The sequence below is a fragment of the Xenorhabdus sp. NBAII XenSa04 genome, from assembly GCF_963866145.1.
Classification (GTDB): domain Bacteria; phylum Pseudomonadota; class Gammaproteobacteria; order Enterobacterales; family Enterobacteriaceae; genus Xenorhabdus; species Xenorhabdus indica.
Window position 1 is genome coordinate 1 of sequence record NZ_CAWMEB010000437.1, and the last position, 15,473, is coordinate 15,473.

Here is a 15,473-nt window from a genome sequence, read left to right on the forward strand (position 1 = left end):
CGGTTGCTGCGGTTGCTGCGCAAAAGTATGCGTAGTTTCCGGCTGATGAGAAGTTTTTAAAACAGAAGAATCTGTTGAAACAGGAGCAATATTTTTTTCTTGTTCTGGCTGAATAGCCGCCTCTTCCTGTGGCATAGACTCAGAAGGCATAAATAATGGTTCTGCTGGCTCAGAAATTTCTACGCTATTATTTGGTGAAAAATAACCAAACATAGGCTGTTCAGACTGCTGCGAAACAGCAAGTTGGCTTTGATAACGTTCACGTTGCTGCTGTTCAAATTCTTTCCGCAACGTTTCTTCCTGCTCTGCTTGTTCATCAATACTGATTAGTACTTTATCATCACGGTCTTCAACAGATTGTTCTGCTGTTGTTGTTTTACCATGTGTTGGTTGGTTATAAATAGAGGTGAAATTTTCAGCTTTTACTTGTTCTGCCTCTTTTTCCAAATCATAACCATAACGCTCACGCTGTTGCGCAATAAATTGCTCACGCAGTATGTCTTGCTGCTGCTCATCCATTCTCTGTTCTTCAGCTTCAGCATTGAGTTCGGCCTGTCTTTCTTTCCGCTGCAAATGCTCAGACAAACGGTGAGAAGGGACTTTAATACCATACAATTCACGGCGAGTCGGTATTCGTACCGGATTCGGCCTTGGCATTTCAGGGCCTATTCCCTGTTTCATCTGAGGATTCTTCACAACAGCAATAGAGCTAGTTACTGAATCCCGCAAATCAGTACTCTCTTTTGAAGGCGGTGACATTGGTATAGCACTCTGTGTTGCTATGTCATTCCCCGGCTGCTCATCAGGCAGCTCAAATATATACCGGGTAGGCTCTTGCTCCTGACTATTTTCAGTTTGTTCTGATTCAGTCATCTGTTCAACTCCAGCCTGCCCTAATTCCGTTTGTATTGATTTTGCCTCTGGAACTATGGATATTTGCGGCTTAATCAGGTGAGATTTATTGTTTTGTTCCAGAGTAGATTGCATCTGTTCAGGTGAAGTATCTTCAGATTTAGAAGAAACTATTTCAGGTGAAATTGTTTCCTCTGATTTTTCCATAACTGGCTGTTCTGAATTGGTATTCACCAACTCTGTCACTGTTGGAACTGTCAGTAACACATCATCTTCATCATCAGCAATGGTGTTTTGAATAACATGAATTGCCTTAACAGGAGTTACTTTAGACTCCCCTTGTTTAGAATGGCTTATATCATCAGAAGACTCAGGAAAAGCTTCTTTTTCCAACTCATGATCATAATCAGTTTGTGTGCGACCACGATTAACCACAAAACTGAGCGAATCCAGAGTGTACTCCCCGATTTTTTCTGCAATGGTAAGCCAGGACCAGCCCGTAAATAATGTGAACCCGATAGCCCATGTACCAAGTAAGGCTAAAGTTGCACCAAGTATGTTAAACCACGGCAGGATCGCGTTACTGAACAGACTACCGATAACACCCCCTGAAGCAAAATCACCCAAATCATCAATATTGAGTGCAACCAAACCACATGAAGTCAAGATAAGAGTTAGGGCACCAATAACACGTAATGCCAGTGTGAAGAAATCCACATACTCTTGCCTATTTTTCTGACGGAAAGCATTCCAACAACCCAAAAGCATTAAGGGTGGGACTGCATAGGCAAGAATACCAAATGCTGAGAATAGTATGTCTGACAACCAGGCACCAATGCTGCCACCTAAATTATGAACAGGTTCATGCCAGGCAGTTTGTGACCAGCTAGGATCGGAAGGGTGAAAACTGACAAGTGCTACCATTAAATATACGGCACATATAGCAATAACCAACAGAACGGCTTCCAGAAGCCGACGGCCACTGCTTACTCTTTTTAATCTAACACGTTTGTCTTCTGTATATTCCTGGTTCAAGAAAGGCTCTCCAGGTTTTCCTGTTGATTAAACGGAACAACGCTGAGGTTAGCTCAGCGTTGAAACTGTATGCATAAACAGGAGTGTACCTAAATTTTTCCTGTTTTGCATCTATACACTGTACATTGTAGACAAAAGCTTAACGAGTCTTAATTACCAAACGGTTACTCTGTTTCACTTCTTCCATGACTACATAAGTACGCGTATCGTTAACGCCCGGAAGACGTAATAAGGTCTCACCAAGCAATTTACGGTACGCAGACATATCTGGCACACGTGTTTTCAGTAAGTAGTCAAAATCCCCTGAAACCAAATGGCACTCTTGAATTTCTTCCAATTTTTGTACAGCAGTATTGAACTGCTCAAAAACATCTGCTGCTCCACGGTTTAGGGTAATTTCAACGAATACCAGCAATGATGCATCCAGATAATGGGGATTCAGCAAAGCAGTATAACCAGAAATAAAGCCTTGACGCTCTAAACGACGTACGCGTTCCAAACAAGGTGTAGGTGATAACCCTACCCGTTTGGATAATTCCACATTAGAAATACGGCCGTCTTTCTGCAATTCGTTAAGGATATTACGGTCTATGCGATCAAGATCTTTTCCTGGACGCTTCTTATTATCTATCATCTTATTGCTCTCTCTTTATATTCCTACACCCATAACATTTTCCCTATCTCTTTTAAGCAATTGAGCTGGAAAAGATGTCTTCAAAGGCTAAAGCTCAATCTGTAACCAAGGCTTGGGGCCTGCACGTAATCTTCCAGAATACAATTTCCCAGAACTCGATTAACCAAAACACGACTTACTAGAGCACCGTCTTCCAGAATGTTATCTCCCAAAACACTATGTCTCTCAGAAAGCAGCTTATCGGCAATTTTTAATATTCTATGAGAAAATCATCTACTCCAAATTGTCTATTCTATAGAAACAATTGATTAGCGAGGCAGATAATTATCTCTTACATAGATGTTTTCGCAAATGCATAGCCGATTGTCAAAGTAAATGAACAAAAATCAGAACAACCTACCAAACAAATTTTCGGTAAATCGTTTCAATAGCTCGTTTCATGCCTAAAACGAATAAATGATGTTCAATTCAAAAAGTTAAGCACTCACTCCTTACATTCCCATTACATCACAGTTACTATCTATCGGTAAAATCGTTAATAACATGAATATTTTATCCGATAATCGCTTTTTTTAACTTATTATTTCTCCTACAATCCCTAAATCTGCAATACGCGATAATGGAAATGAGGTATTCATGAGTACAGCCAAACACAGTAAGCTCATCATTCTTGGCTCAGGTCCTGCTGGTTATACTGCTGCTGTTTATGCGGCCCGTGCTAATCTAAATCCCGTACTCATTACCGGGGTTGAGAAAGGCGGTCAATTGACCACCACGACTGAAGTTGAAAACTGGCCCGGTGATCCTGAGGGGCTAACAGGCCCTGTTTTGATGGAGCGTATGTTCCAGCACGCTGAAAAATTTCAGACAGAAATTATAACTGATCACATTAAGAAAGTTGATTTCTCAAAAAAAACATTCCATCTATATGGTGATGATCAGGAATATACCTGTGATGCCTTAATCATCGCAACAGGTGCCTCTGCTCGTTATTTGGGACTGCCTTCCGAAGAAGCATTTAAAGGACGTGGTGTTTCTGCCTGTGCAACTTGTGATGGTTTTTTCTACCGTAAACAAAAAGTTGCTGTCGTAGGTGGCGGTAATACTGCAGTTGAAGAAGCATTATACTTGGCGAATATTGCGTCTGAAGTTCACCTGATCCACCGCCGTGATACTTTCCGTTCAGAAAAGATCTTGATTGACCGTTTGATGGATAAGGTTAAAAACGGCAATATTATTTTGCATACTGATCGCACCTTAGACGAAGTTTTGGGTGATGAAATGGGTGTAACAGGTATCCGTATTCGCGATACGAAAAGTGACAACACTGAAGAACTGGATGTTGCAGGTGTTTTCATCGCTATCGGTCATAGTCCTAATACCGACATTTTTGCAGGGCAGCTTGAGCTGGAAAACGGGTACATCAAAGTTCAGTCCGGTCTGCATGGAAATGCCACCCAGACCTCCATTCCCGGCATATTTGCCGCAGGTGATGTCATGGATCATGTTTATCGACAAGCTATCACTTCAGCCGGCACGGGCTGTATGGCTGCGCTGGACGCCGAACGTTTTCTGGACGGACTGGCAACTAAATAAGATTATCTTTCCCTAAAAGCGCTGTTTCGATAGCGCTTTTTAACAAGTAACTTTTTACAGGTAATATAGTGCTAGTGCGCGGAAGCTGGCAATACGATTACCAGCTTTTTGATATGCCGTATCATCATCTGCTAATCTGAAATTTTTCTTATGGACAAAACAAGACAATCTGAACTTGTTCGATGGCTGAAACAGCAAAGCGCTCCAGCCCGTCGATGGCTTCGTCTATCCATGCTGCTAGGGCTAATTGGTGGTTTACTGATTATCACTCAGGCCTGGCTTCTCGCTTCTATTCTTCAGGCGCTCATTATGGATAATGTTCCCCGTGAAAATCTCATCAACCAATTCCTGATGTTGATGGCTTCTTTCACGCTGAGAGCCATTGTCAGTGCTGTCCGGGAGCGCATCGGGTTTATCTGCGGTAAAGTCGTGCGTCAACAAATCCGCAGTATGGTATTGGATAAGCTGACACAATTGGGACCTGTTTGGGTAAAAGGCAAACCGGCTGGTAGTTGGGCGACCATTATTCTGGAACAAATTGAAGACATGCAGGATTTTTATTCCCGCTATTTACCTCAAATGACCCTTGCGGCTACTATCCCTGTCTTAATCCTTATCACTATCTTTCCCATCAATTGGGTCGCTGGTGTTATTCTGTTCGTAACGGCGCCATTAATCCCTATTTTCATGGCATTGGTCGGATTAGGGGCTGCTGATGCTAACCGACGCAATTTTGTTGCACTTGGTCGCTTAAGTGGTCATTTTCTGGATCGTTTACGTGGTCTCGAAACATTGCGTTTGTTCCATCGTGGAAAAGCCGAAATTAAACAAATTACCGAATCGACAGAAGATTTCCGACGCAGGACAATGGAAGTACTACGTATGGCATTTTTATCTTCTGCGGTATTGGAATTTTTTGCGGCTGTTTCCATTGCTGTTGTCGCTGTTTATTTTGGTTTTTCTTATCTGGGAGAGTTACATTTTGGCAGTTATGGCCTTGGCGTGACATTATTTGCCGGTTTCCTTGCACTTATCCTTGCTCCTGAATTTTTCCAACCACTGCGTGATTTGGGCACTTTTTATCATGCTAAAGCCCAGGCTGTGGGCGCTGCGGAATCACTTTTCACCTTGTTAAGCAGCAATGGGGAACACACCCCATACAGCGGCAGAAAAACCTTATCAGATAAAAAATCAGTGGCTATTGAAGCAAGTGAATTGGAAATTCTGTCACATGATGGGCATCGTCTTGCTGGCCCTTTAAATTTTACAATTGATAAGTATCAACGCATTGCATTAGTGGGAAAAAGTGGCGCAGGAAAAAGTTCACTGATAAATGTGTTACTCGGTTTTCTTCCTTACCGGGGTTCATTGAAAATCAATGGAAACGAATTGCGTGAGCTTGATCTCGATAAATGGCGTGAACAAGTAAGTTGGGTTGGACAAAACCCTCATCTGCCGGAACAAACGGTACTCGATAATATTCGTCTTGGTCAATTTGATGCGCCCCCAGAACAGATCCACGATGTAATGAAACGCGCTTATGTCGATGAGTTTGTCTGTGATCTCCCTGATGGTATAAACACAGTTATTGGTGATAATGCGGCTCGTCTATCTGTTGGACAGGCTCAGCGTATCGCTGTAGCACGGGCATTATTAAATCCGTGCCAGCTCTTGTTAATGGATGAACCCGCAGCCAGCCTTGATACTAATAGTGAACAACGCGTGATGATGGCATTGAATCAGGCATCCGGTCAGCAAACAACATTATTGGTTACACACTTACTGGAAGAAACGCTGAAATACGACCAAATCTGGGTTATGGATAGCGGGTTAATTATCGAAAAAGATAACTATCAAAATTTGAGCCAATCTCAAGGTGCATTTTCCCGTCTGTTGTCTCATCGCAGTGTGGAGCTTTAATCATGCGTGTATTATTCCCTTTTCTCGCACTCTATCGCCGCCATTGGTTTCTTATTAGTTTAGGTATGATTTTGGCAGTTGTAACCCTGCTAGCCAGTATTGGCTTACTTACGCTGTCCGGTTGGTTTCTTGCCGGCACTGCTGTAGCAGGATTTGCCGGAAAATATACCTTCAATTACATGCTGCCTGCGGCAGGTGTCCGTGGGGCAGCTATTTTTCGCACAGCCGGGCGTTATGGTGAGCGATTGGTCAGCCATGATGCTACATTCCGGGTATTGGCACATCTTCGGGTTTTTACCTTTCAGAAGATCCTGCCACTTTCTCCGGGAGGTATCGCTCGTTTTCGTCAGGGAGAGTTATTGAATAGGGTTGTGGCTGATGTCGAAACGTTAGATCATCTCTACCTACGTGTCATGTCTCCAGTTCTCGCTGCACTTGCCGTCATTGTTATCCTGACATTTGGCTTGGGGTTCCTTGATAAAACGCTTGCCTATACCCTTGGCGGTATTCTGTTAGGGCTGCTACTGACATTACCTTTTGTGTTTTATCATGTGGGTAAACCTTACGGCAGGAATATCACTTTATTACGCGGCCAATATCGAACATTGCTTACCAGTGCATTACAAGGTCAGGCAGAGTTGACCGTATTCGGTGCTCTTCTGCGCTTCCGCCACTCAATGTCTGAGATTGAATCCAAGTGGTTAAAGTGTCAGCAGCAGCAAGCTAATCTGACGGGGCTTTCTCAAGCCATTATGATTTTTGCCACTGGCATCACAGTGACACTGATATTGTGGCTGGCAGCAGCAGGTATAGGCGGAAACAATCATCCCGGAGCATTGATCGCTCTGTTTACATTCTGTGCTCTCGCTGCTTTTGAGTCTCTTGGGCCAGTCACTGTAGCTTTCCAACACATGGGGCAAGTTATCTCCTCAGCTACACGTGTCTCTCAGTTAATGCACCAGAAAGCCGAAGTTACCTTCCCTGCACACGGGCCAGAAAGTACAGATAATCTCAGTCTTGAGATAAAAAACATTGAGTTCACTTATCCTAATCAACCCTTGCCAGTATTACAGAATATTTCTCTGGCTCTGCAAGCGGGTGAACATATTGCTTTGTTGGGCAAAACAGGCTGTGGTAAATCGACTCTTTTACAATTATTGACCCGAGCATGGGATGTTAATCACGGAGAGATTTTAATCAACCAACAGCCTATCTCTCATTATGATGAAGCTACACTGAGATCGATAATGTCTATCGTTCCTCAGCGGATACATGTATTCAGCCATACTCTGCGCGAAAATTTGTTATTGGCAAAACCAGATGCTACTGATGAAGAATTAACAGCAGTGTTAAAGCAGGTCGGATTGGGAAACTTGCTAGACAACAATGAAAAGCTAAACTGTTGGATGGGCGAAGGTGGGCGCCAACTTTCTGGTGGAGAACAACGCCGCTTGGGTATTGCCAGGGCATTGCTGCATAATTCTCCACTTATGCTTCTGGATGAGCCGACAGAAGGGCTTGATGCAGATACTGAACAACAAATTCTGTCGCTATTACGCGATAGTTGCCAAAATAAAACGCTTATTGTAATTACCCATCGGTTAACTGGCTTACAATACATGGATCGTATCTGTGTAATGGATGGGGGGCGTATCATTGAGCAAGGGCAACACGACATGTTACTGTCCCAGCAAGGACGTTATTACCAATTCTATCAACGGCAGTATTATCCTGAGCAGGAGTGATAACTTTTATGTTGATAGCTCAATTGGATAACTCATATGAATTTCCTCATCCAACCAATGCATTAGCAGAGCCGAATGGTCTGTTAGCATTCGGAGGGGATTTGAGTGCAGAACGCTTAAAAGCAGCTTATAGTAAGGGAATTTTCCCATGGTTTTCGCCTGATGAGCCCCCCTTATGGTGGTCTCCGGATCCCAGAGCGGTTTTGATCCCTGGAGAATTACATACCGGACGTACTCTGCGACGTTTTATTCGCAAACATCCTTATCAAATTACGGTAAACTATGCTTTCGATCAGGTGATATATGGTTGTGGTCAGCGACAAGAAGGTACGTGGATCGGGGCTGATATTCAGCACGGTTATCAAACCTTGCATCAGGAAGGTATGGCTCATTCGGTTGAAGTCTGGCACAAACACCAGCTTGTTGGTGGATTATACGGTGTTAGTGTAGGAACGCTATTTTGTGGTGAATCGATGTTCAGCAAAATGGAGAATGCATCCAAGTGTGCTTTTGTGGCATTCTATCATCATTTTTTACGTCATAGCGGTCAGCTGTTTGATTGCCAGGTGTTAAATCACCATACAGAGGCACTGGGCGCGAAAAATATTCCAAGGAGAGAATTTCTCCAGTATCTTGAGCAATGTAAAAAACAATCATTGCAGGAAGGCTGCTGGGATACACAAGTGCTGGAATTATAATCAACACTTGGTGATTTATGCTGTTTACGGTGGGAGTGTCAATTCCATTATGAGGAAAATGATGGTTTAAAATACGACATTCCTTTACATAATGAGGGTTTTTCGGCATTATCTTGCCGGTTAAAAACTATGGTTGTTACATTTAGAGGATTAGATGGCCAAAGAAGACAATATTGAAATGCAAGGCACTGTGTTAGATACACTGCCAAACACCATGTTCCGTGTCGAACTAGAAAATGGACACGTCGTTACTGCTCATATTTCAGGCAAAATGCGTAAGAACTACATCCGCATCCTGACTGGAGACAAGGTTACAGTTGAGCTAACTCCATATGACCTGAGCAAAGGCCGTATCGTCTTCCGTAGCCGCTGATTCACATACCTTCTTAACACCACAGGTAAATGTGTTTTTTCAACATTCTCCTGTGGTGTCACTCTTAATCATACGGCCAGTGTTTTCCGTACTTATTTTTTTCCATACTTATTCTATCGTTTCCATACTTATTTATAGCACGGCATCTTCTGATTTTTTCTTATTCGACTTTTGTACACCTTTGAAATCGTATTTTAGTGCCTGCTTATCTTTATCAAGAGTAATCCTGACAGATCCGCCATGTACTAAGGAACCAAACAGCAATTCATTGGCTAAAGGTTTTTTCAGGCTATCCTGGATCACGCGAGCCATGGGACGAGCGCCCATCGCTTTATCGTACCCTTTATCACATAACCACTGACGGGCATCTGTACTGATTTCCAGAGAAACCCCTTTTTCATCCAACTGAGCTTGTAGTTCAACAATAAATTTATCAACTACTTGCTGAATAACTTCCGCAGAAAGTGCATCAAACCAAATGATGCTGTCAAGTCGATTACGGAATTCAGGGGTAAAGGTTCGCTTAATTTCTTCCATACCATCAATGCTATTATCCTGCTCGCTGAAACCGATGGATTTACGCTGTGTCTCACGCACCCCGGCATTGGTTGTCATGACTAAAATAACATTACGGAAATCCGCCTTCCGGCCATTGTTATCAGTCAATGTTCCATTATCCATAACTTGCAGCAGTATATTGAATACATCAGGATGAGCTTTCTCTATTTCGTCAAGCAGCAATACAGAATGAGGGTGTTTGATAATCGCATCTGTCAATAACCCCCCCTGATCATAACCAACATAACCTGGTGGTGCGCCAATCAGGCGGCTCACAGTATGACGTTCCATATATTCAGACATATCAAACCGCAGTAGCTTGATATTAAGTACTTTGGCTAACTGGACTGTCACTTCAGTTTTACCAACCCCTGTGGGTCCCGCAAATAGAAAAGAACCAACTGGTTTATACTCCTGCCTCAAACCAGCACGACTCATTTTAATGGCTTCTGTTAATGCTCCAATTGCTTTACCCTGACCAAAAACCAACATCTTCAAACGATCATCCAGTGTTCTCAATACATCTTTATCACTGGCTGAAACTGTTTTCTCAGGAATACGGGCAATACGAGCCACAACAGATTCAATGTCTGAAACATTGATTGTCTTTCTGCGACGGCTGACCGGGACTAACCTTGTTCGAGCTCCTGCTTCATCAATGACATCAATAGCTTTGTCCGGCAAATGGCGGTCAGTAATGTATTTCACGGATAACTCAACAGCAGCCCGAATAGCTTTCGATGTATAGCGGACATCATGATGTGCTTCATATTTGGCTCGTAAGCCATGAATAATCTGTATCGTTTCTTCAGAAGAAGGTTCAAGAATATCAATCTTCTGAAACCGCCGAGCCAAAGCGCGATCTTTCTCAAAGATATTGCTGAATTCTTGATAAGTTGTTGAACCAATTACCCGAATACGACCGCTGGATAAAAGCGGTTTAATCAGATTAGCGGCATCCACTTGCCCGCCCGAAGCAGCACCAGCTCCGATAATAGTATGAATTTCGTCGATAAAGAGAATACTTTTACTATCTTGTTCTAATATTTTTAACAAGGTTTTGAAGCGCTTCTCAAAATCGCCACGATATTTTGTTCCTGCCAGTAACGAACCAATATCCAATGAATAAATCGTACAATCTTTCATCACCCCAGGGACATCTTTTTGTACAATACGCCATGCAAGCCCTTCCGCAATCGCTGTTTTACCAACCCCGGATTCACCCACAAACAAAGGATTGTTCTTACGCCGACGACATAGCACCTGAATTGTCCTTTCCAATTCATGCTGACGTCCGACAAGTGGATCAATCTGCCCTTTCTGCGCTAACAGATTCAGGTTTGTAGTGAAATTCTCCAATCGATCTTCACCTATCACTTGTTCTTCCTGAACTGGATTAACGTTGTGATGAAGCTCACTATCGAGTTCATCTTTACGTGTTCCGTGAGATATAAAATTCACAACATCCAGTCGGCTAACATCATGCTTACGCAGTAAATAAGCCGCCTGAGATTCCTGTTCACTAAAAATCGCAACTAACACATTTGCCCCAGAAACTTCTGAGCGCCCTGAAGATTGAACATGAAATACCGCACGTTGCAAAACACGCTGAAAACTCAACGTTGGTTGTGTATCTCGATCATCATTCTCAGATAGTAAAGGGGTTGTTTGAGTGATAAAATTTTCTAATTCTTGGCGTAATATTGCCAAGTCGACCTTACAAGCCTCCAGTGCTTCTCGCGCTGATGTGTTACTTAACAACGCCAGCAACAGGTGCTCTACAGTCATAAATTCATGTCTGTTATCCCTTGCTTTGGCAAAAGCAATGTTGAGACTAAGCTCCAATTCTTGATTGAGCATAAGCACCTCCTCCCAAAATCAATAAGCCAGATCAGACCTTTTCTAGCGTGCAAAGTAACGGATGCTCGTGCTCCTTCGCATACATGTTCACTTGCGCAGCCTTAGTTTCTGCGACCTCTGCTGTATAAATACCGCAAATAGCCTTCCCTTGGTAATGGACATCCAGCATTAGTTGCGTTGCTCGTTCAACATCATAAGAAAAGAACTTTTGCAATACGTCAACCACAAACTCCATAGGGGTATAATCATCATTGTTAAGAATAATCTTATACATTGATGGAGGCTGTAACGCTTGCTTTTCTTTATCTTCAATAAATTCTTCAAAATTCAAACTGTTATAAAACTGACTCATTGTCTTTCCACTGAGTATTATCTTTCTACCGGATTTTAGTATGAACTAATTCGTTCTACCTCTATATATTTTATCACTGCATAAAGCACTCTGCTTATTCCCGTAGACGATCAGAACAAGTCTTCCACCTGAAAATCTGATACCGTTATCTATATCAAACTTTAACAATTTGAGACAACTTGACGCTATTTCTATGCTTGACGATGAAATGAATTTCACTACAGTGTATTTTATGAACACCATTCCTAGCTGAACGACTGTTCATGATCCTGAAATTTTTAGTGATTCCTGAATCCGAAATCATAATACGAGGGATAGAGAAGTATGGAAACAGGCACAGTTAAATGGTTCAATAATGCAAAGGGCTTTGGATTTATTTGTCCGACTGACGGTGGCGATGACATATTCGCTCACTATTCAACTATTCAGATGGATGGTTATAGGACGCTGAAAGCTGGACAAAAAGTGAATTTCAGTGTTAATCAAGGCCCTAAAGGCACTCATGCCAGTCTTATTGTTCCTTTGGAAGATGGCTTAAAATCAAGAAAAGAGTAATCAATTCTTAATTTCCACGCCACAGGTAAACAAACGTTATCTGTGGCGTGTTATTATCCATTATCCATATCATTTTTTCTCTGGCTAAGGATCTAAAATCAACGATAAGCTTGGCACAACATCTCACGTTTTCTATTCTTATCAACTCTAATATGCCAATTGTCTATCCACGATAGATATAAATGAGTTAGATGTAAATAAATTAGATGTAAATGAAATAGATGTAAGAATCAGGAGAGTTTTTTCATTAAATGTCAGTAACAACTGATTGTTACCTAAGGTCAGAAATTGCCATACAATTCAGGAAAATATTCTTCTATTCAGTATCAAAATCACTTCATTTTATTTAATGATTTCATCCTTATCATATAGTAAAAAACGCGTTGATTTTCAGTGGCTTTCCCTTTATCCTACTTGTTATTACAGTGTAAATTTATTGTTGTTATCATTTTTTAGGTTTTTATGACCAGCTAAAGGTATACCCGATAGATTACCTGCTGCGGCCATAAGTATGAATGTAGCTAATAATGAAACTCGTAAGATAAAGGGTATAAAAACAGATAAAAAGACATTTATTATAATAAGGATTGTGACATGTATTCAGGATTACTAATTATCCTCCTTCCATTGAGCCTGGGTTATCTGATCCGTCTAAATAATAAAATGATACTTACCAGGGTTCACCAACTGCTCAATGTCATGGTTTACCTCATCCTCGTTTTCATGGGCATCAGCCTTGCTATGCTGGAAGATCTGGGCAATAACCTACTCTCTATCTTGCTATATGCAATGACATTTTTTCTGTGCATCTTTACAACTAATTTACTGGCACTTTTCCTGTTGGATAAAAGAAAACCGTGGATTATTGCAGAGTATAAGCAAGAAAGCCCTCCTTCCCGTCTGCATATGGCGTTTGATTCCATTAAATTATGTGGTGCTCTAATATTGGGTTTTTTATTTGGTTTGACGGAATGGTCATGGTTTCATTTTGCCAGCAAAGCCAGTGAAATCACTTTAATTTTTTTACTTTTTCTTGTCGGGATTCAGCTACGCAATAACGGCATGACCCTGAAACAGACCCTGATTAATCGCCGTGGAACCATTGTTGCTATCGTTGTTGCGGTCAGTTCTCTTTTAGGCGGTATACTGGCTGCTTTTCTTCTAGGGCTACCGACCAAAACAGGCCTTGCCGTTGCATCTGGCTATGGCTGGTATTCTCTTTCTGGCATTTTACTCTCTGATGCCTATGGGCCAGTATTAGGCAGTACGGCTTTTTTCAATGACTTGGCTCGTGAACTGGCATCAATTATGCTTATCCCCATACTAATCAATCGATACCGTTCTACGGCATTGGGTTTAACCGGAGCTACATCAATAGATTTCACATTACCCATATTACAACGCTGTGGTGGTTTGAGTATCGTACCCGCTGCTATCGTTCATGGTTTCATTTTGAGCTTAATGACACCTATATTTATTGCATTTTTTACCCAGTAGACTTAGCTCATGTTTTTGGTATAAAAAATTAGCACCATCATTTAACAGCATAATACTTAATCAGAAAAAACATGTTAGAGAACAAAAAAACCAAAAAAATATCAGCGACATGATTAGTTAACCTATTAAACTGACTAAAACAACAATCTTATACAGACAATATTGCATAGTTATTCTTTTAAGATTAATATCCCATCAATCAGTTAACTATTCATATTTTTCGCATGAAAATTCAATTAAAAAACATCGATTACTTCTATGGAACTCATCAGGCTTTATTTGATATCAATTTCGAATGTGCTTCAGGAGAAACCGTAGTATTACTAGGGCCTAGTGGCGCGGGCAAAAGTTCCTTACTACGAGTCCTGAATTTACTGGAGATGCCACGTTCTGGTCAGTTAAGTGTGGCACAGCATCAATTTGACTTTAAACACCCCCCTGGTGAAAAAGAAATCCGTGTCCTACGGCAGAAAGTGGGTATGGTTTTCCAACAATACAATTTGTGGCCACACCTGACCGTAATGGATAACCTGACTGAAGCTCCCCGTCGAGTATTAGGACTACCTGAACAACAAGCGCAGGAAAAAGCGGTAAAATTACTCTCCCGTCTTCGTCTGGAAGAGTTTTCCAATCGTTTTCCATTACATTTGTCAGGCGGACAACAGCAACGTGTCGCCATTGCACGAGCGTTGATGATGGAACCTCAAGTTCTGCTGTTTGATGAACCCACTGCTGCACTTGATCCAGAAATCACATCTCAAGTCGTTGACATAATAAAAGAGTTGGCAGAAACCGGGATCACACAAATTATCGTGACACATGAGGTAGAGCTTGCCCGTAAAACAGCAAGTCAGTTCATCTACATGGAGAAAGGACGAATTATAGAAAAAGGTGATGCGAGCCATTTTTTGGAGCCTCATACAGAAGCTTTTGCTAATTATTTAGCACACTGAACCTACTATATTAATTCAGCCAATCGGATAACTCGTTAACAAAAAAATACCAATAACATTCATCAACCACATGCGCATGAATTACAGGACATGGCAATGAAAAAATTATTACTTGCAGCCTTACTAAGTTCAATAACACTATCCGCGACCGCAGCAGAAAAACAAACACTCCGTTTTGCCACTGAAGCAACCTATCCTCCTTTTGAGTTTATTGATGAAAATAATAAAATACAGGGATTCGATGTGGATTTAGCAAACGCTATATGTAAAAGGATCCATGCCGAATGTACCTTCACCAACCAAGCATTCGATAGTCTCATTCCTAGCCTGAAATTCCGCCGCGTTGATGTATTGATGGCAGGTATCGATATTACGCCTGACAGACAGAATCAAGTTGATTTCACTGATACTTATTATGACAACTCGGCCATATTTGTCACTGCCAAAGGAAAATATTCACAACTCACTGAACTTAAAGGAAAACTAGTAGGTACTCAAAACGGCACAACACATCAAAAATATCTCATGGAACAGCATAAGGAGCTAAAAAGTGTTCCTTATGACAGCTATCAAAATGCGATCCTTGATCTGAAAAATGGGCGTATTGATGCATTATTCGGTGATACTGCTGTTGTTAATGTGTGGCTAAAAAAGAATAAAGAACTGGGTACTATTGGCGAAAAAGTTACTGACAAAAATTACTTCGGTACAGGTTTAGGTATAGCTGTTCGTAAAGGTAATACCGTCTTATTAAACAAACTGAACCAGGCTCTGGCTGAAATTAAGCAAGATGGCACTTATGACACTATCTACAAGGTCTGGTTTGAACAATAATTAGCTGAATC

Annotated in this window: 13 protein-coding genes; 9 read left to right on the forward strand and 4 right to left on the reverse strand. The window is 41.5% G+C overall.

Annotation, left to right across the window (positions count from 1 at the left end):
* Positions 1 to 1,887 (reverse strand): DNA translocase FtsK 4TM domain-containing protein (locus tag AAC147_RS18500; RefSeq protein ID WP_047683623.1); only part of this gene is annotated, 1,887 nt, incomplete at its 3' end.
* A 139-nt stretch (positions 1,888 to 2,026) separates the two neighbouring features.
* Positions 2,027 to 2,521 (reverse strand): leucine-responsive transcriptional regulator Lrp, encoded by a 495-nt coding sequence (gene lrp / locus AAC147_RS18505; RefSeq protein ID WP_004256338.1) that lies wholly within the window; start codon positions 2,519 to 2,521, stop codon positions 2,027 to 2,029.
* A 636-nt stretch (positions 2,522 to 3,157) separates the two neighbouring features.
* On the opposite strand from lrp, the gene trxB reads away from it, so the two are divergent.
* The 5 genes from trxB (at position 3,158) to infA (ending at position 8,853) form a co-directional block, all read left to right on the forward strand.
* The gene (trxB, locus tag AAC147_RS18510) at positions 3,158 to 4,117 is read left to right on the forward strand and encodes a thioredoxin-disulfide reductase (protein WP_047683630.1); all 960 of its coding nucleotides are present in this window, start codon (positions 3,158 to 3,160) and stop codon (positions 4,115 to 4,117) included.
* Positions 4,118 to 4,267: 150 nt separating this feature from the next.
* Positions 4,268 to 6,037: a heme ABC transporter permease/ATP-binding protein CydD gene (cydD, locus tag AAC147_RS18515; RefSeq protein ID WP_047683633.1), complete on the forward strand. Its 1,770-nt coding sequence runs from the start codon at positions 4,268 to 4,270 to the stop codon at positions 6,035 to 6,037.
* Positions 6,038 to 6,039: 2 nt separating this feature from the next.
* The gene (gene cydC / locus AAC147_RS18520) at positions 6,040 to 7,782 is read left to right on the forward strand and encodes a heme ABC transporter ATP-binding protein/permease CydC (RefSeq protein WP_047683636.1); all 1,743 of its coding nucleotides are present in this window, start codon (positions 6,040 to 6,042) and stop codon (positions 7,780 to 7,782) included.
* An 8-nt stretch (positions 7,783 to 7,790) separates the two neighbouring features.
* A complete protein-coding gene (aat, locus tag AAC147_RS18525; RefSeq protein ID WP_047683639.1) occupies positions 7,791 to 8,480 on the forward strand; it encodes a leucyl/phenylalanyl-tRNA--protein transferase in 690 nt (229 codons plus the stop codon).
* A gap of 154 nt (positions 8,481 to 8,634) precedes the next feature.
* Entirely contained in the window at positions 8,635 to 8,853 is a 219-nt protein-coding gene (infA, locus tag AAC147_RS18530) for a translation initiation factor IF-1 (protein WP_002211347.1), read from the forward strand.
* Positions 8,854 to 8,985: 132 nt separating this feature from the next.
* On the opposite strand, the gene clpA is transcribed toward infA, so the two are convergent.
* Together clpA and clpS are read right to left on the reverse strand one after the other, a co-directional pair.
* Complete coding sequence (gene clpA, locus AAC147_RS18535; RefSeq protein ID WP_047683643.1) at positions 8,986 to 11,271, reverse strand: ATP-dependent Clp protease ATP-binding subunit ClpA; 2,286 nt, start codon at positions 11,269 to 11,271, stop codon at positions 8,986 to 8,988.
* 31 nt (positions 11,272 to 11,302) lie between these two features.
* Positions 11,303 to 11,623: an ATP-dependent Clp protease adapter ClpS gene (clpS, locus tag AAC147_RS18540; RefSeq protein ID WP_047683646.1), complete on the reverse strand. Its 321-nt coding sequence runs from the start codon at positions 11,621 to 11,623 to the stop codon at positions 11,303 to 11,305.
* Positions 11,624 to 11,947: 324 nt separating this feature from the next.
* On the opposite strand from clpS, the gene cspD reads away from it, so the two are divergent.
* The 4 genes from cspD (at position 11,948) to artJ (ending at position 15,462) form a co-directional block, all read left to right on the forward strand.
* On the forward strand, positions 11,948 to 12,178 hold the full coding sequence (gene cspD / locus AAC147_RS18545; RefSeq protein ID WP_047683649.1) for a cold shock-like protein CspD: 231 nt from the start codon (positions 11,948 to 11,950) through the stop codon (positions 12,176 to 12,178).
* A 594-nt stretch (positions 12,179 to 12,772) separates the two neighbouring features.
* Positions 12,773 to 13,675 (forward strand): lysine exporter LysO family protein, encoded by a 903-nt coding sequence (locus AAC147_RS18550; protein ID WP_047683651.1) that lies wholly within the window; start codon positions 12,773 to 12,775, stop codon positions 13,673 to 13,675.
* A gap of 224 nt (positions 13,676 to 13,899) precedes the next feature.
* Positions 13,900 to 14,628: an arginine ABC transporter ATP-binding protein ArtP gene (artP, locus tag AAC147_RS18555; RefSeq protein WP_047683654.1), complete on the forward strand. Its 729-nt coding sequence runs from the start codon at positions 13,900 to 13,902 to the stop codon at positions 14,626 to 14,628.
* Positions 14,629 to 14,724: 96 nt separating this feature from the next.
* Positions 14,725 to 15,462 carry an arginine ABC transporter substrate-binding protein gene (gene artJ / locus AAC147_RS18560; protein ID WP_047683657.1) on the forward strand — a complete coding sequence of 246 codons (738 nt, stop codon included), beginning with the start codon at positions 14,725 to 14,727 and terminating at the stop codon, positions 15,460 to 15,462.
* Positions 15,463 to 15,473: the final 11 nt, after the last annotated feature.